This window comes from Pandoraea apista (assembly GCF_001465595.2).
Classification (GTDB): domain Bacteria; phylum Pseudomonadota; class Gammaproteobacteria; order Burkholderiales; family Burkholderiaceae; genus Pandoraea; species Pandoraea apista.
In genome coordinates, this window is sequence record NZ_CP013481.2 from 1,549,239 (window position 1) to 1,573,620 (window position 24,382).

Here is a 24,382-nt window from a genome sequence, read left to right on the forward strand (position 1 = left end):
CCCAAGCAATTCACTAGGGTATAGCTTCATGTCGAAAGCACTTCGTATCTTCGTGCTGTTCGCCTGCGGGTACTTCGTCTCATACGTGTACCGCGGTGTGAACATCGGGTTCGCGCCGTTCATGACACGTGAGCTCGGTCTCTCGTCTGCCGATCTCGGCTTGCTGACGAGTCTTTATTTCCTCGGTTTCGCGGGCGCGCAATTGCCGGCTGGCGTGCTCCTCGACAAATTCGGCCCGCGCCGGGTGGCGTCGCTCGTGCTGTTGCTGGCGGCCGCCGGTGCGGCACTGTTCGGTCTGGCACAGGGCGTGGGCGCGCTGATGGCCGGCCGCCTGCTGATCGGCGTGGGGGTTTCGGTGTGTCTGGGCAGTGCGTTCAAAGCGCTCGCGCAGTGGTTTCCGGTCTCTCGTCTGCCGTTGCTCAATGGGCTGGTGATGGCCGTCGGTGGCATGGGCGGGGTCGTGGTCGGCACGCCACTGAACTGGCTGCTCGGTCTGACGGATTGGCGCATCGTGTCGTTCGGGCTGGCGGCACTTACGGTCTTCATGTCGGTCGCGCTGTGGTTCGGCGCGCCGGAGAAGCCTGGTTCGCACGCGCAAGGCGGTCTGTCCGAGGCGCTCAAGGGCGTTCGTCAGGTGCTGGGGAGCGGCATGTTCTGGAAAGTCACGTCGCTCTCGGGCATTACGCAGGGCGTGTTCTATGCGATGCAATCGCTGTGGATGGCGCCATTCATGCGTGACGTGGAGGGCCTGAGCGAGGTGCAGGCGGCGTCGCTGGTGTCGGTCGTGGGGCTGGCGATGATGGCCGGCAGCGTGGGGTTCGGTGCGGCGGCACGCTCGCTCGAGCGTCGGGGAGTGAGCGTGTTCGCGTTCTCCGGCGTCGGCATGGTGTTATTCGTTGTGGTGCAGTTGTTGTTGATGATGCGTGCACCGATTCCGCCGGTCTGGCTGTGGGCCGCCTATGGGATTTTCGGTGGCACGGGCATTCTGTCGTACGCGGTGCTTGCCGAGCACTTCCACGGCACGCTGATCGGCCGTGTGAATACGTCGCTCACGCTGGTCATTTTCCTGTTGATCTTCTTCTGTCAGGTGGGCGTGGGGGCAATGCTCGGCGCTTACGCGGCGCACAGTGCACAAGCGCACTTCGCCGCCTGGACGGTGCTGATCGTGCTACAGGTGCTGGGCGCCGTGTGGTACTTCTGGCCGCAACGTCAGCGCGTCGGTAACGCAGCTCCGGCGTGATGTGATGTGAGGCGGCAGCCTTTGCCGTGCGGCTGCCGTCTATCCAACGTCCCTGTTGCGTTCCGCTTCAAGTCTTCATTCCCGTCCGGCTTCCAGCGCGCGCAACCATGCGCTCAGGCCGGATTCGATGTCTGCGAGCGCCGCTTTCGTCAGGGGGGCCAGCATGCGGTGTTCGTTCGCCACGTGTGCCTCGACGGCCTGCTCGATCAATGCGAATCCGGCGTCCGTCAGTTGGACCAGCGTGCTTCGGGCATCGTCCGGATTGGCCACGCGAGCAATCCAGCCCCGCGCTTCCAGACGCTGCAATCGATGCGTCATTGTCCCCGACGTCACCATCAACGTCGAAAACAGGGCTGTCGGCGCCAGCCGGTAGGGCGCGCCCGAGCGACGCAGCGTCGCCAGCATGTCGAATTCCCACCCGCTCATGTCGAACTCGGCGAAGGTCGCGTCGAGCTGCAATTGCACGAGCGCTGCGCAGCGTTTAAGACGGCCGATCACGCCCATCGGCGACACGTCCAGATCGGGACGCTCGCGGTGCCACTGTGCGAGGATGTTGTCGACGGCATCGCCGTCTCGCTTCTCCGCTTTTTGCGTCGGCTCGATCTCCATTGCCGCGTGCTTCGTGTGTTTCGTGCGACTCCCCGTTGGCCGGTTTCCCATGCGTGACTCCAGTTGTCTTGACTTCAAGACAAAATGATACCAAACTGCAAATTATCTTGAATTGAAGATAATTTGCCATGACGACTACGACTTCCTCTTTGTCGGTCCGTTGGATCGACGCGCTGCTCACGGCGTTGGCCCCCATGATCTGGGGCTCGACCTATATCGTGACGACTCAACTGTTGCCGCCGGACCGGCCTTTCACGGCGGCGTTGATTCGTGTGCTGCCATCCGGTTTGCTGTTGTTGCTGTACGCAAGACGTTGGCCTGAGCGTCGCGACTGGGGCCGGTTGGTGGTGCTCGCAGCGCTGAACATCGGCGCGTTTCAGGCGTTGCTGTTTGTGGCCGCATATCGCTTGCCGGGTGGGCTGGCGGCGGTGGTCGGCGCGATCCAGCCATTGCTCGTGATGGGGCTGGCGTGGGGTGTGGAGCAACGACGTCCGCTGGCGGCTACGGCCTGGGCGGCGCTCGCGGGTGTCGTCGGCATGGCGGTTCTGCTGTTGTCGCCGGGCACGGTGTTCGAGCCGGTGGGTATCCTGGCGGCGCTGGCCGGGGCGGCAAGTATGGCGACGGGCACGTATCTCACGCGCCGGTGGCGCTTGAATATGCCGGTGCTGGCACTCACGGGCTGGCAGTTGCTGTTGGGCGGATTGATGCTCGCGCCAGTGGCATGGCTGGCGGACGCACCACTGCCCGCGCTCACGATGTGGCAAACGCTGGGCTATCTGTATCTGTCGATCGCGGGCGCGTTGCTGGCGTATGCCTTGTGGTTTCGCGGCATTGCGCGTCTGGCGCCGGTGGCGGTGTCGTCACTCGGTTTGCTGAGCCCGTTGACCGCCGTGGTGTTGGGCTGGGTTTTGCTTGGTCAGGCGATCAAGGGTTTTGCGTTCGTTGGGCTCGCAACCGTGTTCGCGAGCATTCTGGCGGTGCAGTGGACAGCATCGCGAACGTGATGCATGGGACGTGAGATGGCCTTACGCCGGCGCCACCCAGTCGCCAGACTTGCCGCCGTGCTTTTCGAGCACCCTCACGTCGGTGATGGTCATGCCACGGTCGACGGCCTTGCACATGTCGTAGATCGTGAGCAGGCCGACCTGAACGGCCGTGAGGGCTTCCATCTCCACGCCCGTGCGGCCGATGGTTTCGACCTGCGCGCGGCAATGCACGGCGGTAGCGCCATCGTCCACGAGAAACTCCACTGTCACGCGCGTGAGCGCCAGCGGATGGCACAGCGGAATCAGATCGGCGGTTCGCTTCGCGCCCTGAATGGCCGCAATGCGGGCAATACCCAGCACGTCGCCTTTCTTGGCTGTGCCGGTGCGAATCAGCGCGAGCGTTTCCGGCTTCATCTGGATGGTGCCGCGTGCGACCGCGATGCGGTGTGTGCTGTCTTTGCCGCCGACGTCAACCATGTGGGCCTGTCCGGCGGTGTCGAAGTGGGTGAGTTCTGCCATGAGTCGATGCTGAGAAGGTGTTGCGGGAATCGTGGCACGGGAGCGCGCTTGCGCCGCCTGCGAGCATGAATTCGACGGTGTTCAGTCTGTATTCCCGACGGTGATGCGATGCCACGGAACGTCCACGTCTGGCTGCTATCATAGCAGCAGCCCCGAATGATCAGCGCCACGCGGCGCCCATTTCCATGACGCGTTCGTCACGTTCGTTCAGCGCCTCCATCGCGCATATTCCGCATGATTCCCGTGCTTCGCTTTTCTTCGTCGCGCTGCTTATGGCGCGTCTGACCGGCATGTCGAAGCGCTCACACCGGTCTACCCTTCGCCCGCGCGATATCGCTCGCTGGCGGCGCGTTTTCGCGTGGGCGATGCTGCCGGTCATGACCGCGGCGACGTTCACCGCAACGGTGCTCCCGACACAGGCCGCAGCGCAGTCGCTGCCCACGCTCGGCCAAAGCTCGGCGTCCGACCTGTCGCCCGCGATGGAGCGCAAGTTGGGCGAGCGAGTGATGCGCGAGATTCGCGCCGACCCCGATTATCTGTCCGACCTGCTGCTCTCCGATTACGTCAATGCGTTAGGCAGCAAGCTTGTCTCAGCCACGCGCAAGGTCGGGCTCGACGCCAGTCAGAGCTTCGAATTCTTCGTTGTGCGAGATTCCGCGATCAACGCTTTTTCGTTGCCCGGCGGGTTCATCGGCATCAACACCGGACTGATCGTGATTACGCGCACCGAGTCGGAACTGGCGTCGGTCGTCGGACACGAGACGGGGCACGTTCTGCAGCACCACATTGCGCGAATGCTCGGCCAGCAGTCGCAGAACTCGTGGATCGCGCTTGGGGGATTGTTGCTCGGCCTGCTCGCGGGGATTGGCGCACGCAGCTCGGATCTGGGTATGGGGATCGCGATGGGCGGTCAGGGGCTGGCCGTCGACCGGCAATTACGATTCTCACGCGATGCCGAGCGTGAAGCGGATCGTGTGGGTTTCCAGTTGCTTCAGGCGGCGGGTTTCGACACGTATGCGATGCCGGCCTTCTTCGAGCGTTTGCAACGTGCGGAGTCGATCAACGAAGCGGGGGTGCCGGAATATGTGCGGACTCACCCGCTCACGACGGATCGCATTGCCGACATGCTCAATCGTTCGCGCAACGCCGGATACCGTCAGCCGGAACAATCGCCGGAGTATGTGTTCGTGCGTGCGCGTGCGCTCGTGTTGCAGCAGAAGTCGGCGAGCGACTTTGCGACGATTGCCGATGCGCAACGCACCGCAATCCGTTCGCAAACGGCACCGAGTGTGGCGGGGGCCTGGTATGCCGTGGCGCTGGCGGAATTCAAGCAGCGTCGTTGGGAGCCTGCGCGCGAGGCGTTGGAGAAGTCCCGTGCGGCGTTTGGCGGCACGGGGCCGGGTACGCCGAGTCTGGCCGTCCTGGCCTCGGATATCGCGCGTTTGTCGGGGCGGCCGGAGGAAGCGTTACGCGTGGCCACGCAAGCGCGCGCGGCGTTCCCGCTCTCGCAGGCTGCCGATATGGCGTATGCTGACGCGCTGGTCGCGAGCCAGCGGATTCCCGAGGCAACGAAATTTCTGCGGGCGCAGGTGGAGCGCTATCGCAGCGAGCCGATTTGGTGGCGGGCACTGGCGGGCGCCTGGGCGGCAGATGGCAAGCGGGCGCGTCAGCACGCCGCGTTAGCGGAGCAGTATGCATTGCAAGGCCAGTGGATGGCGGCCGTCAGCCAATTGAAACTGGCGCGCGACGCGGGCGACGCCGACTTCTACGAGATGTCGACCATCGACGCCCGGCTGCACGAGTTTCAACGTCGTTACCGGGAAGACAAAGAAGACGAGAAGGACTTTAACAAGCAGTTTGGGTGAGCTCGCGTACAGCGCAGCGGCGTGCATCGTTGGGTTGCACGCAAAGCCCCTCATGCCCCTCGTGCCCCTCGTCGAAGCTTTCGAGCGTTGTCGTCTCACGCCCCCTTTGGCGAGTTTGGCCGCCCGGCGGTATCCCGAAGCGTTTGACAATGCCGACTCCGTCCGAAGGGACGTCGCGGTGTAACTGCTTATGCGCCTTGACCGTCTGCCTGTGGATCGCGCTCGAAACCATAAGTCTGCGGCAGACTGCCTGCATGGACGGTCGCAAAGGGGAGGGTGGCGCCATTGCGCCAATGCAGACGCACAGCACCTTTGGCGTCGGCAGTATCGTCGGACGTTTGCGCGATCTCGAAGGCCTGCGCCAGGTCGGAAACCTGCGTGAGCAAATCGATGTCGTGATCGTGCAGCAACGCGAGCGGAGCGTTTCCCTTCGAGACGCCCTCGCCATCGCTGCCGGATACCGCACCGACGAACGCGACATTCCCGTCTTCATCCAGCAAACACGCTTGCGGCACGAACGTATGCCCCAATTGATCCGTCAGCACTGGCGCGCCACGACCCTCGTTCGCGGTGGCGTCCCACGTTAGCCGTACCACGAACGGCGCATAGGCGAGCGCCACATACACGCGCTGAGGCCCGTTCTGGAAGTACCATCGCCCGGCGTCGTCACTGGCGTAGTTGCGTGCGATGAACGCGAGCAGCGCCGCGTGACGGATCGGATCGCCCGCCGTGCCTGCCGCTTGTGCCGCCTCGTCGCGCATGCGCCACTGGCCGCGCCGGTCGAGTGCGAGCCAGCCGTAGCAATGCGGTACGTTGGGCCACTTGGCCATCGCCTGTCGAACGATTTCATCCATGTCGTATCCTCAGGCCGCGCCCGGCAAAAATTGACGGAAGTACTCGATGACCGTGTGCGGCATCCAGGTCATGCCGCCCGGAAACGGCCCGCTCATGAAGCCGACGTGCCCGCCGTGCGCCGGTTGCAGCAACTGCACGTAGCGTCCGACATCGTCGTGACCGGGCAACGCGCTGGCGGGTTGGAATGGGTCGTTGCGCGCATTGATCACCAGCGTGGGCACTTCGATGGCTGGCAGAATCGGCTTGCTCGACGCGCGCGTGTAATAGTCAAATGCGCTGTGATAACCGTGCAACGGCGCCGTGACCACATGATCGAATTCGCCGAGATCGCGCGCGGCCATCATCAGGTCCCGATCGTACAGCCCAGGGTATTGGTCGAGCTTGGCGAGCGCCTTCTTCTTGAGCGTGCCCAGAAAGTTGCGCGTGTACACCATGTTGAAACCCCGCGAGAGCGCCAGTCCGCCCGCCCGCAAATCGAGCGGCGCCGAAATCGCGCACGCGGCACTCACGATCCGCGTGGCGTGTCCCTCTTGCTCACCCAGCCAGCGCAGCAGTACGTTGCCGCCCAGCGACACCCCCGCAGTGAAGATGGGGCCCGAAGTGTTGGCGCGCAGCCGCTGCAACATCCAGTCGATCTCGGTGCTGTCACCCGAGTGATAAAAGCGTGGCGCCCGGTTCAGGCGGCCGCTGCAACTGCGAAAGTGGGGGATCACGCCGCGCCAGCCCCGCGCTTCGACCTCGCGCATCAGTGTGCGGGCGTAGTGGCTGCCCGAGCCGCCTTCAAGCCCGTGAAACAGTACGACGAGCGGCGTTCCGAGCAGACCTTCAGGGGCAGGCGGAGATTTTTCGGCGGCTGGCGGGGCGACAAGCCAATCGACGTCGACGAAGTCGCCGTCGGGGGTGTCCCACGTCTCGCGCCGGAACTCGACCGACGGGCGGCGACCCAGCAGTGCCGGGTAAATCGTCTGGCTGTGTCCGTCGGGCAGCCACCGGGGTGGCTGGTAATCCGGAGGGAGAAACGTCGCCTGACGCGCCGTCATCGTCGTGCCGTACCTGTCAGTGCAGTCCGTCCGGACGCGCGTGCATCATCAGGCTGAACTGCTCGACGGCATGCGGCGGCAATGGGCTGGAGTGGATATGAGCGAAGCGCCAGTCGCCTTGCTCGTGCACCAGCACGTAGGTCGTGTGGATGAGCTGGGCGGTCGTCTGGCCGGCGTCCTCGTTGCCCACGCGTATCGCTTCGGTCGCGGTATGCACGACTGTGCCGACCGTGTCGTACTCGGTCGTGTCCAGCGAATCGACCAGCACCACGCTCTGGGCGAACTGGGCGACCAGACCGCTGCGGATCTGCTCGAGACCGTCCCAGCGGGTGCCGTCGGCGCGAATGTAGCTGACGAAATCCTCATTCGCCCAGAGCGACATCACGCGATCCGTCTGCCCACGGCGCAGCGCGTCGTAAAAGGCGGTGATGGTCTCACTGGCGGCATCGAACAGACGGACAAAACGTGGCATGAGGATTTACCGTTGAGTGTTACCGGGATCGGGCTGAACGCGGCGCCGCCATCCACTGGATCAGCGCTGCGTGAGCAAAATGTTGCGCACATTTGCGAACACATGCTCAGGCATCAACTCGGTGAGGCAGCGTGTGTGGCCCAGCGGGCATTCGCGGGCGAAACACGGACTGCACTCCAATTGTAGCCACAGGATATGCGCCTGGTCAGACAGCGGCGGCGTGTGGCGCGGATCGGACGAACCGAACAGGGCGATTTGCGGTCGGCGTAACGCCGCGGTTACGTGCATCAGCCCCGAATCGTTGCTCACCACCGCATTGGCGCGTGCCAGCAGCGCGCACGCCTCGGCCAGCGATGTCTGCCCGCACAGATTGCGCACGAACGGGGCTTCGGCGGCGATCTGCTGCGCGAGCGCTCCGTCTTTGCCCGATCCGAGCGCAACAATCTGCGCATACGGGAACGAGCGGCGGACCAACTGGGCAAGCTGCGCGAAATGACCCGGCGGCCAGCGTTTGGCCGGACCGAACTCGGCGCCCGGGCAAAACACCACGAGCGGCACACGCAGATCCAGATCGAAGCGCGCGAAGACGCGCGCCGACTCGTTCAGATCGGCCTCGATACGCGGCGTGGGCAGCGTCTCGGGCAGCTTGGCGCCCGGCGCGAACGCGAGCGCAGCGTAGTGCCGCACCATGGGCGGGCGCTCGTCTTTGCGCGGATTGGCGTGGCGCACGTTGAGCAGGCCGTAGCGCTGCTCACCCTTGTAGCCGATGCGCAACGGAATGCGCGCCAGCCACGGAATCAGCGCCGACTTCAGGGAGTTCGGCAGCACATAGGCGGCGTCGTAACCCTCGTCGGCGAGCACGCTCGCGAGCCGATAGCGCTCGAGTGGCTGCAATTTGCCGTGCGCGAGGTCGGTGGCGACGACGCGCGAAATCTCCGGCATGCGTTCCAGAACCGGGGCGACCCAGCCGGGCGCGATCGCGTCGATGGTCAGACGCGGATGCAGACGCTTGAGCAGGGTGAACAACGGCTGCGCCATCAGCGCGTCCCCAATCCAGTTGGGGGCGATCACCAAGGCTTTATGCATCGTGGCGGAGACTCTAAACGTTAAACGTAACGATGAAGCGGACAGGCAACCGGGCTGCGCATTGCGACAGCTTGGCGCTGCGCCCGGCCGGGTGGGACGACCGGCGGCTTAGTGGTGGCCCTTGAGCACGACACCCGCCTTCAGGCGATAGCGTGTGCCGCAGTACGGGCAAGCCGCTTCGCCATGGGTCACATCGATGAACACGCGCGGATGGGCGCTCCAGGCTTCCATCTTCGGATTCGGGCAATGCACCGGCAGATCTTCGGCGCCGACTTCGACGACCGGCATTTGTTTGACTTCGCTCATGGGGTTCAGACCGTGATGGGTATTCGGAGTTTTGGGGATTGCAGGGCCGGTACCACGATTGAAACCGCTGGCTGCCGGACCACCAAAAGACGCTATTGTAAAGCAGCCGCGGCCCTTTGCGGATGGCTCGCAGCGCCAGCGGGCGCGCCACATGCTCGTTTTGGCATCGCTTATTGCTCACCGCGTGGCGCGTATGCGACACCTCGGCTGTTGCACCTGCAAAAACGAACCGATATACGCTGGCAACGTAGTAAGCAAATATTTACCGTGGCTATAATGCGTTGTCGCTCGCCGCCAATGATGAATATATTCAGGAGACACTCCGGCAACCCTGGCGGGCGTCATGGCTGCTAGCGGCCATCTTGGGCGTGCCGGGCGCCGTCGGGACCGCTTTGCCCCGCAATGCCAGACACTGCACCGACCGCTTCGGTGTTCGCCCCCCAACCGACCATGCCAATGCTCCGTCTGCCAGCCGCCGAACGTAAAGGGTTCGCGGCCGGATTTCGCATCATTTCGCCGCTTTTGCCTGCCATCTTCTCGTGGGGACTCGTTACCGGCGTCGCCATGAGCAAATCGATACTGACCGTGCCGCAGGCCATCGGCATGAGCCTGATGCTGTATGCGGGGTCGGCGCAGTTGGCCTCGCTGCCGCTATTCGCCGCCGGCATGCCGTTGTGGACGATTCTGCTCACGGTAGGCATCGTGAATCTGCGCTTCGTGATCTTCAGTGCCGCGCTCCAGCCACATTTCTCCTATCTGTCCTTGCCCCGGCGCATTGTGCTTGGCTATGTGAACGGCGATCTCGGCTTCGTGATGTTCATGAATCAGAACTTTGCGAGCGGTTACGTGCCCGGCAAAGAGGGCACGTATTACGGCATTACGATCAGCAATTGGGCGGTATGGCACGTATCGTCGATCCTCGGCATCATGCTCGGCGCGCTCGTGCCCGATAGTTGGGGGTTGGGGTTCGCCGGCACGCTCGCCCTCATTCCCATGATGGTTCACACGATTACCAGCCGCTCGACGATGCTGGCCGTGGCGCTCGCCTCGGTTATCGGTCTGCTTGCGTTCGATCTGCCTTACCGCCTCAACCTCGTGCTCGGTGTGCTCGGGGCATTGGCCGCTGGCATGGTCTGCGATGATCTGGCTGCACGGCGCGCGAAACGTCTTGCGCTGGCGAGTCCGGCGCCGGCCGCGAATGACGAGATTGCGCGTGCGGTGGCGGATGACGGTGCGCAGGGAGGCGGACACGAAACCGGACACAATGGCAGACACGACGGCGGACAGGGCGGTGCGCAAGAAAGCGCGCAAGCGGGCGTGCAGGGGAGTGCACAGACCCGCGCCACCGGGGAGCGTCGCTCATGAGTGCCTTCGAAATCTGGTTCGCCTTCGTGGCGATGACGGCGATCACCATCGTCACGCGGACCTTCTTCCTGCTCGCGGGCGATCGGGTGACGCTGCCGCAGCGCTTGCAACGTGCGCTGCGTTACGCTCCGGCAGCGGCGCTCGCCGTAATCGTGGTGCCGGAGGTGCTGTTGCTCGATCACCAGTTCGCGCTGCATCTGGGCAACCATAAGCTGGCGGCCGCCGTGGCGGCCACGGGCTGGTTCGTCTGGCGTCGCAACATGATCGAGATGATCGTCGTCGGCATGGCCGTCTACACGCTGGGACGCTTGTTCCTGTAGGCAGAACCCCCAAGCCCCAAAATGGGCAACCGGCCGGTCGGATCAGTTAAAATGCATGTTTTTCCCACTATTTATTCCGGATTCTCATGGCTTCCGTCGTACGTCTTTCCGATTTGATCGCTCAAGGCCGCCTGGCTGGCAAACGTGTTTTCATCCGCGCCGATTTGAACGTGCCGCAAGACGATGAGGGCCGTATCACGGAAGACACGCGTATCCGCGCCTCGGTGCCGGCGATTCAGATGTCGCTCGACGCCGGCGCAGCCGTGATGGTCACGTCGCACCTCGGCCGCCCGACCGAAGGCGAGTTCAAGCCGGCCGACTCGCTCGCCCCCGTTGCGCAGCGTTTGTCGGAACTGCTCGGCCGTGAGGTGAAGCTGATCGCCGACTGGGTCGACGGCGGCTTCGATGTGGCGCCGGGCACGGTCGTGCTGCTGGAGAACTGCCGCGTCAACAAGGGCGAGAAGAAGGATAACGACGAACTGGCGCAGAAGATGGCCAAGCTGTGCGACGTCTACGTGAACGACGCATTCGGCACGGCCCACCGCGCCGAAGCCACGACCCACGGTATCGCCAAGTACGCGCCGGTCGCGTGCGCGGGCCCGTTGCTTGCCGCCGAGCTCGAAGCGCTCGGCAAGGCGCTGAATGCGCCGGCCCGTCCGCTCGTGGCTATCGTGGCAGGCTCGAAGGTCTCGACCAAACTCACCATTCTGAAAACGCTCGCCGACAAGGTCGATCAACTGATCGTAGGCGGCGGCATTGCCAACACGTTCATGCTCGCCGCCGGCCTGCCGATCGGCAAATCGCTTGCCGAAGCCGATCTGGTGGGCGAAGCAAAGGCGATCATCGACGCCATGGCTGCGCGCGGTGCGTCGGTGCCGATTCCGACGGACGTTGTGTGCGCCAAGGAGTTCAGCGCCACGGCTGAGGCTACGGTGAAGGCGGCTGCCGATGTGGCCGCCGACGACATGATCCTCGACATCGGCCCGCAAACGGCCGCAAAGCTCGCCGAGCAACTGGCGGGCGCGGGCACCATCGTGTGGAACGGTCCGGTGGGTGTGTTCGAATTCGACCAGTTCGGCCACGGTACCGAGACGCTGGCGCGTGCCATTGCCGCTGCCAAGGGATTCTCGATCGCCGGGGGCGGCGACACGCTCGCGGCCATTGCCAAGTACGGTATTGCCGATCAGGTCAGCTATATCTCGACCGGTGGCGGCGCTTTCCTCGAATTCCTCGAAGGCAAGACGCTGCCGGCCGTCGACGTGCTGCAACAACGCGCGGCACAAGCCAACTGATCGCCTGAAGGCAGGTGGAGCGGGGCTCGCAGGCCGGTTCGACGGTCCGGAAAAGCTTGGCAAAAGGCGGTTTTGATCGCCTTATTGCGAACGTCAGAGATCGAATCAAACGATTTCGTACGGACAATACGAACTTTTTGGTTAACCTGCGGCGGCCTAAATGCGCTACAAACCTCTAAGCGCCAGCAATGTCGAACGCGCTGTTACCAAAAGAGGATGAAGAGATGGATGTAATGAACCGCTCCACCAAGATCGTCGCCACCATCGGTCCGGCATCGAGCACGCCGGAAGTGCTCTCGCGCATGATTGCCGCAGGCGTCGACGTTGTTCGGCTGAACTTCTCGCACGGCAAGGCGCAGGACCACATTGAGCGCGCCGAGATGGTGCGCGCGGCCGCCAAGGCGGCGGGCCGCGAAGTGGCCATCATGGCCGACCTTCAGGGCCCGAAGATTCGCGTCGGCAAGTTCGAGAACGGCAAGACCACGCTCGAGGCGGGCGCCAAGTTCATTCTGGATGCCGACTGCGAGCTGGGTAACGACGAGCGCGTCGGCCTGGACTACAAGGAACTGCCGCGCGACGTGCGTCCGGGCGACGTACTGCTGCTCAACGACGGCCTGATCGTGCTGATCGTGGATCGCGTGTTGGGCAGCGAGATCCACACGACCGTGAAGGTCGGCGGCGATCTGTCGAACAACAAGGGGATCAATCGCCAGGGTGGCGGGCTGACGGCGCCGGCGCTCACGGCCAAGGATATGGAAGACATCAAGACGGCGATGGCGCTGGGCGCCGACTACGTCGCGGTCTCCTTCCCGAAGAACGCCACCGATATGGAAATGGCGCGCCGTCTGGCCAACGTGGCCGGCGAGCCGTATGGCATCAAACCGCGCATGATCGCCAAGATCGAGCGCGCCGAAGCCATTCCGGCGCTCGAAGAGATTCTGGCGGCGTCGGACTGCATCATGGTCGCGCGTGGCGATCTGGCCATCGAAGTGGGTAACGCGGCAGTGCCGGGTCTGCAAAAGCGCATGATCAAGCTCGCGCGTGAGATGAACAAGCTCACGATTACGGCCACGCAGATGATGGAGTCGATGATCCACAACCCGGTGCCGACCCGCGCCGAGGTATCGGACGTCGCCAACGCGGTGCTCGACGGCACTGACGCGGTCATGCTGTCGGCCGAGAGTGCGGCGGGCAAGTATCCGGTCGAGACGATCGAGACGATGGCGGCGATTTGCGTCGAAGCCGAACGCTCGGAAACGGTGGAACTCGATCGCGACTGGCTCAACCAAACTTTTACGCGCATTGACCAGACGATTGCGGCCGGCGCCCTGTTTACCGCGTATCATCTTGGCGCGAAAGCGATCGTGGCCCTGACGGAATCGGGCTCGACCGCTCTGTGGGTGTCTCGCCACAGAATTCATGTGCCGATTTTTGCGCTGACGTCGCAACTCGGCAGCCATCGCAAGATGGCGCTGTACCGCAACGTCTATGCGATGCGTGCCGACGCCACGCTCGACCGCGATCAGGCGCTCAAGCAAGCGGAACAACTGCTGCTTGCGCGCGGGGTGGTCAAGCGCGGCGACACGATCGTATTGACGGTAGGCGAGCCGATGGGGCAACCCGGCGGCACCAATACGTTGAAGATTGTCCAGGTGGGCCAGGCATGACGAAATGGGCCGCGCGAGTGCGGCGGGGCGTGGGAGTTGAAATATACGCCGCGCTGCCCGCGAGCCGTCGTCATGAGGGGCGCCTCTGGATCGAGGAAAGATTTGCTTAGTTTTGTGATTCCAAGGAGAACATCATGCCCCTAGTCTCTATGCGACAGCTGCTCGACCATGCCGCCGAAAACGGCTACGGTCTGCCGGCCTTCAACGTCAACAATCTGGAGCAGGTTTCCGCCATCATGGCCGCCGCCGACGAAGTCGGCGCGCCGGTCATCATGCAAGCCTCGGCCGGTGCCCGTAAGTACGCTGGCGAAGCGTTCCTGCGTCACCTGATCTCGGCGGCCGTGGAAGCCTACCCGCACATTCCGGTGGTGATGCACCAGGATCACGGCCAATCGCCGGCGGTGTGTATGGCCGCGATCAAGAGCGGTTTCTCGAGCGTGATGATGGACGGCTCGCTCGAAGCCGATGGCAAGTCGGTCGCCAGCTACGAGTACAACGTCGAAGTGTCGAAGAAAGTGGTCGAGTTCTCGCACTACATCGGCGTGACGGTGGAAGCCGAGCTGGGTGTGCTGGGTTCGCTCGAAACGATGAAGGGCGACAAGGAAGACGGCCACGGTGCCGACGGCACGATGACCCGCGAGCAGTTGCTGACCGATCCGGATCAGGCGGCCGACTTCGTGCAACAGACGCAGTGCGACGCGCTGGCCATCGCCATCGGTACCTCGCATGGCGCTTACAAGTTCAGCCGCAAGCCGACGGGCGATATTCTCGCCATCGACCGCATCAAGGAAATCCACCGCCGCATTCCGAACACCCACCTGGTGATGCACGGTTCGTCGTCGGTGCCGCAAGAGCTGCTCGCCGAGATCCGCGAATTCGGTGGCGACATGAAGGAAACGTATGGCGTGCCGGTCGAAGAAATCGTCGAAGGCATCAAGCACGGCGTGCGCAAGATCAACATCGATACCGATATCCGTCTGGCCATGACCGGCGCGATCCGTCGCTATTTGTTCGAAAACCCGAGCAAGTTCGACCCGCGCGATTACCTCAAGCCGGCCCGCGAAGCCGCCAAGCAGGTTTGCAAGGCGCGCTATCTGTCGTTCGGTTGCGAAGGTCAGGCCGGCAAGATCAAGACGGTTTCGCTCGAGAAGATGGCAGAGAAGTACAAGAGCGGCGATCTCGCTCAGATCGTGAAGTAAACAGGCGCATCATTGCCATGCCGGGTTTGCCCCCGCATGGCTGGCTGCCCGGTCCGGGTCGCGTGGCGTGACGGACAATCCGTCGAACGCCTCGCGCTCAGGTCGCAGGCCCGGCTTTCGCCAGCACTCGCTGGAACAGAAGCCGGGCCTTTTCTTTTGGCATCTGTAACTGGAACTTCCCGCCCAGTTCCGAGCGGATCGTGGCGGTGAGCATTTCCACCCCATCGACAATGAGGGTCATCGGCTCGTTCATGTGCTGGCGCGAGAAGTCGCGCATGCGGGTGGTCGCGCCTTCGCGCAGGCTCAACGTGATGACGACCTCGGCATCTACCGGGGTGTCGCCTTTCTGTGCGGGAAACTGCAAGCCCAACTGCTCGATATCGCGCGCGGCGAACAAGGCGAAACGTGGAATTTCGTCGTCGTCTTCCGGGGTGGCGATGGCAATGAGGCGCGGCAGCACAGGCCGGTCGACACTATCGGGGGTATCGGTGGCCGCCGATGGGGGGCTCCCGGGCGGGGTGTGCGCAGTGCTGGGCCGATGAGCCGGCGCGTGGGCAGACGCTGCCGGTGGCGTGGCGCCGGGGCTTGCCGACTGCGCAAACGCGGGCAGGCTGGCAAACGCCAGAACTGCGGCTAGCGTCAGGCGGATGCGCCAATGGGTTTTCGGGCGAGCGCCAAAGGCGAATTCCGGGCGGCCTTCCCGTTGAAAGTGCAAGTGGCGGTCAGGGCGGCGTACGGCAGGATTGCCGGCGTACGGCTGCCGGACAGTTTTCGGATTCGAGGCGTTCGTCACGGCAGTCCCCTCGGTTCGGGTGAGCATTTCCATTCTAGGCAACATCCGGGCAAGTCGAAGGGCAGAGAAATCCCGGCCCTCGCCGACGTGGGACGGTGCCGGCACCGGATCAAACCGACAGTCATCCACCGAATTCCGAAGCCCGCTGGCAGTGGGCGTGACAGTCTCCTGAGCCCCCTGAATATTAGCTCTCGCCCTCAAGGCCATCCGGAGATTGCCATGCCCACGTCGCTGCCCAAGATTGTTAGCTGTTGCCTCGGTATTACCAAACCAAACGACAATTCGCCCCCGTCATCGGAGAGCGCTTCTCTGGCGGGGGACATCGTTTCGGTGTCTCACCGTGCACAAACGGCCAGCGGCGTAACCCGTGACGGGCTGCCGCCGGCGACGGCGGCCGCTGGCGAGTCTGCGCCCGGCGCGTCCGAGATCGCGCTGACGACCATGGCCGCCGATTGGCGCGGCAGTGAGCTTAGCGCCGCTGGCATCCGTGGTACCACCGGTACTGCCGGTAACAGGGGGGCTGCGGGCAACGCGTCTGTAAAGGCGCATGCGGAGATGCCGATTCGGCGTCCGGAGCATGGCATTGCACCGCAAGCGTTGCCGCCAACGATGCAACCGGCCACGAAAGCGTGGGTCGATATGTACGGCGTCAACACGTCCAAATTGATGGATCTGAATAACGAATTCACGCGCTATGGCCTGATCGAGCTGGGTGGGCACCGATTCATGGTTGGGCCGACGGCGGGCCCGGCGGAGGCACGAGTGCTCACCCGCATTCTCAAGGCACGACCGCAAATCGGTGCGATCTTCTGCGTCGAGCCCGGCGCAATGTGCGAGCCTGCCGACCCGAGGGGCGAACCGCGTAAGACGGGATACGCCGAGCGGCCTATTCACGAGTATTTTTCCAGTGTCGTTCTCCGGCACCCACAAGACACCGACGCTTCTGCGAAGCACGCGCCTCAAGCGAGCGTCGGCTTCGGTAGCGGACTGTCTCATGTGCAGTACATGGAGTTTGCCGGTATGGAACGATTCGATGCCGAGATTCCTCGCGAGGTGCTGTGGCATGCCGGGCGAGGCGTGGCGACGTTCATGCGCGAGAACCCAGGCAAGATTGCGCTCGTTTGTTCGGAGCGCGGCATTGCCCGGCCGTGCGCCGTGATTGCCAGCGCAGCGCTGCAACTGAAAAACGGCGACGCGCAGTTGCGCAAGGCGCTGACCATGCAGGTTGTCGAGCAACGTTCCAGATTCAGCGATCACCATATCAATCTGGCGACGCGCAGCCTCGATCAGATCGCCGAGTTCGCCAGACTGCTCCAGGTACTTCGCAGCCCCGGCCGGGGGGATCTCGACGAGGAACGAAAAGTCCATTTGCTCAAGGCGCGTCTGCCGGAAGCGACGGTTGGCCAATATGCGGATGTCGACTGGGCCAGCGACGAGGCGCGCCGCACGCTGGCAACGCTCCTCGAAGACAACTTCGCTCAAGTGTCGCCGGTACTCGCCTCGGGAGGCTTGCCCCCCGATACTGCGCTGCTCTGGTTGTGCGACGAATTCCATGTGCAGCGCGGGATCAGGTTTCTGACCGCCGACTACCTCTACGGTCACATCGACCGGATCTCTCAGGAGAGTATCGACCCGGGCCATCGGAATGCGGTTCGCCTGGTGACGGTCGACGACGAAGGACTGACTTGCGACAACAAGTACTATGACGCGGCCGCAGTGGCCGACTGGTATCGCCAATGCCGCCTTCGCTCCAACGTGATGTCGAATCCGTTGTCGCGGGCGCCGGTGGTGGCGCTGCTCGTGCGCGCGGGCGACACGGCGCGGCTCGAGCCGCTATTCCGGCCCGGCGCGGCCTGAGTCTGGTGCCCCCGCCGCGAGGCGGGGCGGCGTTTGACGCTCCCCCCCTACACTTGAGAGCGGCGCGAGGGTACCGGCATCCCCGCCCGATGTCCCCTTGGGGGTCGACATCTTCGTGAATCGCCCCCCGACACGCGTATAATTACGCCTTTGCCCTTCCTGATATTGGGTCCCGCCGTGACTACCCCCGCTCCGAACGCCCTGTACGAATCTTCCCTCAAGAGCCTGCCGCTGCTCTCGCGCGGCAAAGTGCGCGATAACTACGCCGTCGGCGACGACAAGCTGCTGATCGTAACGACGGACCGCCTCTCGGCGTTCGACGTGATCATGGGCGAGCCGATTCCGGGCAAGGGCCGTGTGCTCAACCAGATGGCCAACTTCTGGTTCGACAAGCTGGCGCATGTGGTGCCGAATCACCTGACGGGCGTGGCGCCCGAGACCGTCGTGTCTGCCGACGAAGCCGGTCAGGTCGCCGGCCGTGCGGTCGTCGTCAAACGTCTCAAGCCGATCCTCGTGGAAGCTGTGGTGCGTGGTTATCTGGCCGGCAGCGGCTGGAAGGACTATCAGGCAACCGGCGCCGTGTGCGGCGTGAAGCTGCCCGCCGGCCTGCAGAACGCGCAGCAACTGCCCGAGCCGATCTTCACCCCGGCGGCCAAGGCCGAGCTGGGCGAGCATGACGAGAACATCAGCTTCGACGACATGGTGAGCCGCATCGGCCGCGAACTCGCCGAGCAGATCCGCGAAATCTCGATCCGTCTGTACAAGGAAGCGGCGGCCTATGCGGCCACGCGCGGCATCATCATCGCCGACACGAAATTCGAGTTCGGTCTGGACGACAATGGCAAGCTGCACCTGATGGACGAAGCGCTGACGGCCGATTCGTCGCGCTTCTGGCCGGCCGACTCGTATGCCGTGGGCAGCAACCCGCCCTCGTTCGACAAGCAGTTCGTGCGCGACTGGCTGGAAACGCAGCCGTGGGGCAAGACACCGCCCGCACCGAAACTGCCGGACGACGTCGTTGAGAAGACGGCGGCCAAGTACCGCGAGGCGCTCGAGCGCCTGACCGGCCAGCAACTGGCCTGAGCAGGACATCGACGACATGAGCGAGAAACAAGCCGTGGCCCCGCGCGTTGGCGTGGTAATGGGGTCCAACTCGGACTGGGAAGTGATGAAGAACGCGGCCGCCATTCTGGCCGAGTTCGGCGTGCCCTATGAGGCGCAGGTCGTCTCTGCGCATCGCATGCCGGACGACATGTTCCGTTACGCCGAAGCCGCCCGCGAGCGCGGTCTCGTCGCGATCATCGCGGGGGCGGGCGGTGCCGCCCACTTGCCGGGCATGATCGCCGCCAAGACGACCGTGCCGGTGCTCGGCGTGCCGGTGCCCAGCAAGTATCTGCGCGGCGAAGATTCGCTGCTCTCCATCGTGCAGATGCCCAAGGGCGTGCCGGTCGCCACGTTCGCTATCGGCGAAGCGGGGGCGGCTAACGCGGCGTTGTTTGCGGTCGCCATGCTGGCGGCCGACGACCCGGCGCTGGCCGGCAAGCTCGAAGCGTTCCGCGCGAAGCAGACCGAAGCCGCGCGTGGCATGACGTTGCCCTCGCTGTAAAACAAAAGTACGTCCCCGCTACTGTCAGCGCCTCAACGAAGATGAATTCTGCCTCCGCTACGCCTGTCCTTCCCGGCCAATGGCTGGGCATGCTGGGCGGCGGCCAACTCGGCCGCATGTTCTGTTTTGCCGCGCAATCGATGGGTTACCGCGTCTGCGTGCTGGACCCGGACCCGCGCTGTCCGGCCGGTGCCGTTGCCGACCGCCTGATCGTTGCCGATTATCGCGACGAGACTGCGCTCGCTGAGCTGGCCGCGTTGTGCCCGGCGGTGTCGACCGAGTTCGAAAATGTGCCGGCCCAGTCGCTCGACTTTCTTGCCGCTTCCACGACCGTGAGTCCTGCCGGGCGTTGCGTCGCGATTGCGCAAGACCGTGTGGCGGAAAAGCGCTTCATCGAGAGTTGCGGCGCGCCCGTGGCGCCGCATCTGGTCATCGAATCCAACGAGGCGCTCGCCGCCATGGGCGATGCAGCCATCGAAAGCGTGCTGCCGGGCATTCTGAAGACGGCGCGTCTGGGCTATGACGGCAAGGGCCAGGTGCGGGTGAATACCGTTGCCGAGGCGCGCGACGCCTATACCGCGCTGGGCGGCGTGCCTTGCGTGCTGGAAAAGCGTCTGGCGCTGGCCTTCGAAGTCTCGGTGCTGAGCGCACGCGGTGCCGATGGATCGGTAGCCACGTATCCGCTCGCACAGAACGTCCATATCGACGGCATTCTCGCCACCACCACCGTACCCGCGCCCGACGCCGCCCCGGCCATTGCCGACGCGGCTCGCGCTGCGGCGGCGAAGATTGCGTCGCAAATGGGTTACGTGGGCGTGCTGTGCGTCGAGTTCTTCATTCTCAAGGATGGCTCGCTCGTCGCCAACGAAATGGCGCCGCGCCCGCACAATAGCGGCCACTACACCATCGATGCGTGCGCGGCCAGTCAGTTCGAGCAGCAAGTCCGCGCGATGGCCGGGCTGCCGCTCGGCGAGACACGTCAACACTCGCCGGCCGTGATGCTCAACGTGCTCGGCGACGTATGGTTCGAAGGCGCAGCCAAGGATCAGCCGCGTACGCCGGCGTGGGCGGAGGTCGTGGCGCTGCCGTCGGCACGTCTGCATCTCTACGGCAAGGAAGACGCCCGCGTGGGTCGCAAGATGGGTCACATCACGTTTGCCGGTGCGTCGTTGGACGAAGCCCGCAAGGCATGTGTGACGGCAGCGGCGAGCCTCAACATCCCGCTGGAAGACTGAGCGATGACATCGCCTCACGCGCCGCGCATCGTCATGCCGCCGGCCGACGCCATCACGCTCGCGGCCGAGCAACTCGCGGCCGGTGAACTGGTCGCGTTTCCGACGGAAACGGTCTACGGCCTCGGCGGCGACGCCGAGAATCCGGCAGCCGTCGCGGCGATCTATGCCGCGAAGGGCCGTCCGGCGAATCATCCGGTCATCGTGCACTTTTCGCCTGAAGGCGATCCCGGCTACTGGAGCGACGACGTGACACCGGCGGCGCGCAAGCTGATGGACGCGTTCTGGCCCGGCCCGCTCACCCTCATTCTCAAGCGCGCACCGCATATTCCTGCCGCCGTCTCCGGCGGCCAGGATTCGGTCGGCGTGCGCTGTCCGTCGCACCCGGTGGCGCAGGCGTTGTTGCGCGAGTTTGCCCGGCTCAAGGGGGGGCAGGGCGGGGTCGCCGGCCCCTCGGCCAACCGTTTCGGTCAGGTGAGCCCGACCGCTGCGCAACACGTGCGCGACGAGTTCGCCGGATTGCCTGGCGTGACCGTTCATGTACTCGATGGCGGCGAGGCGGCGGTGGGTATCGAGTCGACGATTGTGGACTTGTCTCGCGGTTTCCCGGCGCTGCTTCGACCGGGCCATATTGCTCCTGAGCAGATCGCCGAGGTGCTGGGTGAGATGCCGCGCCTGCCGGGGCAGGACAGCAACGCCCCGCGCGCGTCTGGTACGCTCAAGGCGCATTACGCACCGCGCACGCCGTTGTATCTGTGCGACGCAGCTCAGTTCGCGCCGGCCCTGGCCGTGCGTCCCGAAGGCGAGCGCGTTGCGGTGGTGGCCTTCGCGCCAACGCTGGCGGCCCTGCCGGCCGAGGTCTCGACGTCGAGCGATGTCGTGAAGATCGTGTTGCCCGGCACGCCGGCGGCGCTCGCCACCGACCTTTACGCCATGCTGCGCCGGCTCGATCGTGCCGATGTCACGCACATTCTGTTCGAGCGTTTGCCGGACACCCCCGAGTGGGCAGCGGTCGGTGACCGTCTCGGGCGCGCCGCCGCGGCCTTCGAGCGCGCCTAGGGTATTCGTTCAGTTCCCCTTAGTAACGGCGTACCGGCAGGATTACGCAGGCCCGGGGCAGCGCTTCAAAGCCTTGTGCGCGACGCCCCCACACTGCCGGCATTCCCCACACTCCCCGGCATTCCGCCCTCGGAGGGCGGCGCCGTTGGTCCGGTGGCCAATGGTGCCGGCTGTGCCGATTGCACCGATTGCACCGATTGCACCGCCTGCCACGTACGACGCCACTCCGGCGGCCCGAACAACGCCATCGCCTTGTTGCGCCATCCCTTCACGGTGAAGACGTCGTGCACCATCGCGCGCCACTCGTGAAATGTCAGCGTGATCGGGTTATGCGTGCGAATCGGGTCGACGATGCCGAATTCGCACGGCTCGGCCTCGCTTTCTTCCACATAGGACCCGAACATCCGGTCCCAGATGACCAGCACGCCTGCGTAGTTGCGGTCGATGTAACGCGGATTGCGCGCGTGATGCGCACGGTGAATCGACGGCGTATTGAGCACGTACTCAAGCCAGCCCAATTTCGGAATCGCCTGAGTGTGCACGAAGAACTGGAAGGCGAGATTGAGCAACACCACGCCGACGATCTGTATTGGCGTGAAGCCAATGAGCGCCATCGGTGTCCAGAACAGCCACATGCCCGCGACCGGGTACATCAGGCTTTGACGGAATGCGGTCGACAGGTTGAGCCGTTCCGACGAGTGATGCACGACGTGCGCCGCCCACAGCCAGCGGATACGATGGCTGGCTCGGTGAAACACGTAATAGAGAAAGTCCTGCACAACGAAGAGCAGCACGAAGCCGGCCCATCCGGCGGGCATTGTGTAGATGCGATGATGGTCGTAGAGCCACGCGTAGAAGGGCACGATAAGCAGCCACGCCAGTTTGTCCGCGCCCTGGTGCATCAGTGCGAGCGTGGCGTTGCTGATGGTGTCCTTCAGGCTGTACATGCCGGGGCGCCGGCGCCGCCAGTACCAGGCCTCGATGCCGATGCACAACACGAACACCGGGGCGAGCGCCAGCAAAATCAACTCGACGTTCATGACCTCGTGTCTCCTCACGATGGGGTCATCTGAACCGGTGTCCCTGCCGCTATGTGAACGTGGGCGAAGGTGGCACCGATGGAACGTCTATTCTGACCCGAATGTGCCGGGTCGGCGCGGCGGTTAGAGGGAAACGTCAAATGCCGCGTGACTCCCGCCATCACGCACGTCGTGTGCTCTGCGTTGAGCATGCCGTAGCGTCATAGCGGTGTAGCGGTGTAGCGGTGTAGCCGGCCCGCCGGCAATTTGGCAGGCCCGGCGGACCTTTCCCCAAGCAGACTCAACGCGCGTTTTCGTACACCCAGGAAATGAGAGCATCGTGGAATCCGCGGGCATTGCCTGCGCGCGGGTCGTTCACGAGCGAGACCACCACGTAGATGTCGCCCGAGCGCGTGCCCACATAACCCGCCACTGCACTCACATCGTCGAGCGTGCCGGTCTTGATGTGGGCGTTGCCCGCCACGTCGCGGTTCATGAGGCGGTTGCGCATGGTGCCGTCGACGCCGACGGTCGGCATCGATTCGACGAGCACCTGTCCGGTCGGGCTGTTGATGCCGTGTTGCAGCAGGCGGGCCAGTTCGGCGGCACTGATGCGCTCGATGCGCGACAGGCCCGAGCCGTTCTCGACGACGAGCCCGGGCATGGCGAGATCGTTCTTGTCGAGCCACCGGTTGAGCACATCGCGTGAGCGCGCGAGGCTGGCTGGCGTGCGGTTGTTGTCTGCGGCGAGGCCCAGCGTCAGGAACAACTGACGTGCCATCACGTTGTTACTGAACTTGTTCATGTCGTGCACGACTTCGGCCAGTGTCTGACCGCGATGCGTGACGAGCAAACGTGCGCCCGGCGGCACGACGCCCGTGCGCACATTGCCGTTGAATTGCCCGCCCGAGGCTTGCCACAAGGCGCGGAAGCCGCCAAGGAAGAAGCGATCGCGATCCGGAGCGGCCACGTTCCATCCCTTGTCTTCGCACGAGGCCGGATAGGTGCCCGAGAAGTGCGCGACATACGTGCCGTCGGGCGTCGTGTTCAGCGTGGGATGAATGCGTGTGAGCCAGTCGCCGCAGTTGCCCGCCGGGGTGAACGACATGTCGTTCGCGATTTGCAGATTGGCCAGCGGCGGCAGCACGTTCACGTCGACGGTGCCGTTCTGATTGCCGGCGAAGCTGAACGACATCGCCTTGAACGAGTAAAGCAAGGGATCGGGAGCGACGTTGTAGGGCCGGTCGTCGCCGCCGTCGATCGCACCGACCGCGCCAATGTCCGAGCTGTAGGCAGACCGGTCGAGCACGAGGTCGCCGTTGATGTTCGTCACGCCGGCATTGTGCAGTTCAGCGACAAGCTTCTCCATCTCTTCGGGCACGAGCTTCGGATCGCCCGTGCCCTTGAAATACAGATTGCCGTTGAGGGTGCGGCCGTCCGATACCCCATCGGTGAATGCCTGCGTGCGCCAGCGATAGTCCGGCCCGAGCGTGTCGAGTGCCGCGATCGTCGTGACGAGTTTCATCGTCGAGGCCGGATTGCGCGGCACGTTCGGATTGACGGCGAGCAGCGGCGCGGCGATCTGTCCTCGCGTTTGCAACGGGTTGTCGACTTTCGCGACGATCACGCTCACATGCGACATGGGCACCTTGCTTGCGGCGAGGGCGCGCGACAACTCGGGCGGCAGCGGCGTGGCACGCGCGGCGGCGGCCGGCACCCTGGGCGTCTGCGCGTGCTTGGCGGACTTCGCCTGTACCGGCGCACTCACGATCATCGCGAGCATCAACGCCGAGCAGCATACGCGTGCGACGTCGCTCACGACGCGGCGCGACGCCGGCGAATGCAGTGAAGAGGGGGAGCGTGAGGCGCTGCTGGGCAAACGAGGGACGCGCATGACGGGCGAGGTTCTCCAGTGTTGCGCGCAGCGAAACCGTACGGCCCGAATTCCGAAAATACTCAGGCAAAGCGATGCGGACGCGGCGGCGAAGCGATGAT

General features: G+C 64.3%; 22 protein-coding genes and 1 pseudogene. 13 read left to right on the forward strand and 10 right to left on the reverse strand.

Annotated elements, in window-relative coordinates:
* Positions 1–28 precede the first annotated feature (28 nt).
* Complete coding sequence (locus AT395_RS07180) at positions 29–1,240, forward strand: MFS transporter (protein WP_042112372.1); 1,212 nt, start codon at positions 29–31, stop codon at positions 1,238–1,240.
* A gap of 75 nt (positions 1,241–1,315) precedes the next feature.
* Here the strand turns inward: AT395_RS07180 and AT395_RS07185 are convergent, their stop codons facing one another.
* On the reverse strand, positions 1,316–1,849 hold the full coding sequence (locus AT395_RS07185) for a MarR family winged helix-turn-helix transcriptional regulator (RefSeq protein WP_042112371.1): 534 nt from the start codon (positions 1,847–1,849) through the stop codon (positions 1,316–1,318).
* A 128-nt stretch (positions 1,850–1,977) separates the two neighbouring features.
* Between AT395_RS07185 and AT395_RS07190 the strand changes: the two genes are divergently transcribed.
* A complete protein-coding gene (locus AT395_RS07190) occupies positions 1,978–2,853 on the forward strand; it encodes an EamA family transporter (protein WP_042112370.1) in 876 nt (291 codons plus the stop codon).
* Between the two features lie 21 nt (positions 2,854–2,874).
* Here the strand turns inward: AT395_RS07190 and moaC are convergent, their stop codons facing one another.
* Positions 2,875–3,354, reverse strand: a complete 480-nt coding sequence (gene moaC / locus AT395_RS07195) for a cyclic pyranopterin monophosphate synthase MoaC (protein WP_048627685.1) — start codon at positions 3,352–3,354, stop codon at positions 2,875–2,877.
* A 185-nt stretch (positions 3,355–3,539) separates the two neighbouring features.
* Between moaC and AT395_RS07200 the strand changes: the two genes are divergently transcribed.
* Positions 3,540–5,219, forward strand: coding sequence for a M48 family metalloprotease (locus AT395_RS07200; RefSeq protein ID WP_231606000.1), 1,680 nt, complete (start codon positions 3,540–3,542; stop codon positions 5,217–5,219).
* A gap of 188 nt (positions 5,220–5,407) precedes the next feature.
* On the opposite strand, the gene AT395_RS07210 is transcribed toward AT395_RS07200, so the two are convergent.
* The 5 genes from AT395_RS07210 to AT395_RS07230 form a co-directional block, all read right to left on the reverse strand.
* The gene (locus AT395_RS07210; RefSeq protein ID WP_042112366.1) at positions 5,408–6,073 is read right to left on the reverse strand and encodes a DUF2946 family protein; all 666 of its coding nucleotides are present in this window, start codon (positions 6,071–6,073) and stop codon (positions 5,408–5,410) included.
* A gap of 9 nt (positions 6,074–6,082) precedes the next feature.
* Positions 6,083–7,114: a YheT family hydrolase gene (locus tag AT395_RS07215; RefSeq protein WP_048627683.1), complete on the reverse strand. Its 1,032-nt coding sequence runs from the start codon at positions 7,112–7,114 to the stop codon at positions 6,083–6,085.
* Positions 7,115–7,130: 16 nt separating this feature from the next.
* Positions 7,131–7,586: a nuclear transport factor 2 family protein gene (locus tag AT395_RS07220; RefSeq protein WP_042112364.1), complete on the reverse strand. Its 456-nt coding sequence runs from the start codon at positions 7,584–7,586 to the stop codon at positions 7,131–7,133.
* A 60-nt stretch (positions 7,587–7,646) separates the two neighbouring features.
* Positions 7,647–8,672: a lipopolysaccharide heptosyltransferase II gene (gene waaF / locus AT395_RS07225; protein ID WP_042112362.1), complete on the reverse strand. Its 1,026-nt coding sequence runs from the start codon at positions 8,670–8,672 to the stop codon at positions 7,647–7,649.
* A 108-nt stretch (positions 8,673–8,780) separates the two neighbouring features.
* Positions 8,781–8,978 (reverse strand): zinc-finger domain-containing protein, encoded by a 198-nt coding sequence (locus AT395_RS07230; RefSeq protein WP_023594882.1) that lies wholly within the window; start codon positions 8,976–8,978, stop codon positions 8,781–8,783.
* Between the two features lie 456 nt (positions 8,979–9,434).
* Here AT395_RS07230 and AT395_RS07235 point away from each other — a divergent pair.
* The 5 genes and pseudogenes from AT395_RS07235 to fba form a co-directional block, all read left to right on the forward strand.
* A pseudogene (locus AT395_RS07235) lies at positions 9,435–10,181 on the forward strand (AzlC family ABC transporter permease); the annotation flags it as partial.
* A gap of 158 nt (positions 10,182–10,339) precedes the next feature.
* Complete coding sequence (locus AT395_RS07240) at positions 10,340–10,663, forward strand: AzlD domain-containing protein (RefSeq protein ID WP_042112361.1); 324 nt, start codon at positions 10,340–10,342, stop codon at positions 10,661–10,663.
* Positions 10,664–10,749: 86 nt separating this feature from the next.
* Positions 10,750–11,955: a phosphoglycerate kinase gene (locus tag AT395_RS07245; RefSeq protein ID WP_042112360.1), complete on the forward strand. Its 1,206-nt coding sequence runs from the start codon at positions 10,750–10,752 to the stop codon at positions 11,953–11,955.
* Between the two features lie 233 nt (positions 11,956–12,188).
* Positions 12,189–13,622: a pyruvate kinase gene (gene pyk, locus AT395_RS07250; RefSeq protein ID WP_042117196.1), complete on the forward strand. Its 1,434-nt coding sequence runs from the start codon at positions 12,189–12,191 to the stop codon at positions 13,620–13,622.
* Positions 13,623–13,756: 134 nt separating this feature from the next.
* Positions 13,757–14,821 (forward strand): class II fructose-bisphosphate aldolase, encoded by a 1,065-nt coding sequence (gene fba, locus AT395_RS07255; RefSeq protein ID WP_042112359.1) that lies wholly within the window; start codon positions 13,757–13,759, stop codon positions 14,819–14,821.
* A gap of 97 nt (positions 14,822–14,918) precedes the next feature.
* On the opposite strand, the gene AT395_RS25505 is transcribed toward fba, so the two are convergent.
* Complete coding sequence (locus AT395_RS25505) at positions 14,919–15,641, reverse strand: hypothetical protein (protein ID WP_125347420.1); 723 nt, start codon at positions 15,639–15,641, stop codon at positions 14,919–14,921.
* Between the two features lie 192 nt (positions 15,642–15,833).
* Here AT395_RS25505 and AT395_RS07265 point away from each other — a divergent pair, with 192 nt between their 5' ends.
* The 5 genes from AT395_RS07265 (at position 15,834) to AT395_RS07285 (ending at position 21,368) form a co-directional block, all read left to right on the forward strand.
* Positions 15,834–17,471, forward strand: coding sequence for a hypothetical protein (locus AT395_RS07265; protein ID WP_048627682.1), 1,638 nt, complete (start codon positions 15,834–15,836; stop codon positions 17,469–17,471).
* 177 nt (positions 17,472–17,648) lie between these two features.
* Positions 17,649–18,554: a phosphoribosylaminoimidazolesuccinocarboxamide synthase gene (locus tag AT395_RS07270; protein WP_042117194.1), complete on the forward strand. Its 906-nt coding sequence runs from the start codon at positions 17,649–17,651 to the stop codon at positions 18,552–18,554.
* A gap of 16 nt (positions 18,555–18,570) precedes the next feature.
* Positions 18,571–19,077 carry a 5-(carboxyamino)imidazole ribonucleotide mutase gene (gene purE / locus AT395_RS07275; RefSeq protein WP_042112354.1) on the forward strand — a complete coding sequence of 169 codons (507 nt, stop codon included), beginning with the start codon at positions 18,571–18,573 and terminating at the stop codon, positions 19,075–19,077.
* Between the two features lie 41 nt (positions 19,078–19,118).
* On the forward strand, positions 19,119–20,312 hold the full coding sequence (locus AT395_RS07280; RefSeq protein ID WP_048627681.1) for a 5-(carboxyamino)imidazole ribonucleotide synthase: 1,194 nt from the start codon (positions 19,119–19,121) through the stop codon (positions 20,310–20,312).
* A 3-nt stretch (positions 20,313–20,315) separates the two neighbouring features.
* The gene (locus AT395_RS07285) at positions 20,316–21,368 is read left to right on the forward strand and encodes an L-threonylcarbamoyladenylate synthase (protein WP_058375300.1); all 1,053 of its coding nucleotides are present in this window, start codon (positions 20,316–20,318) and stop codon (positions 21,366–21,368) included.
* Positions 21,369–21,433: 65 nt separating this feature from the next.
* On the opposite strand, the gene AT395_RS07290 is transcribed toward AT395_RS07285, so the two are convergent.
* Entirely contained in the window at positions 21,434–22,408 is a 975-nt protein-coding gene (locus AT395_RS07290) for a sterol desaturase family protein (protein WP_048627679.1), read from the reverse strand.
* 280 nt (positions 22,409–22,688) lie between these two features.
* The gene (gene dacB / locus AT395_RS07295; protein ID WP_224787462.1) at positions 22,689–24,206 is read right to left on the reverse strand and encodes a D-alanyl-D-alanine carboxypeptidase/D-alanyl-D-alanine endopeptidase; all 1,518 of its coding nucleotides are present in this window, start codon (positions 24,204–24,206) and stop codon (positions 22,689–22,691) included.
* Positions 24,207–24,382 lie beyond the last annotated feature (176 nt).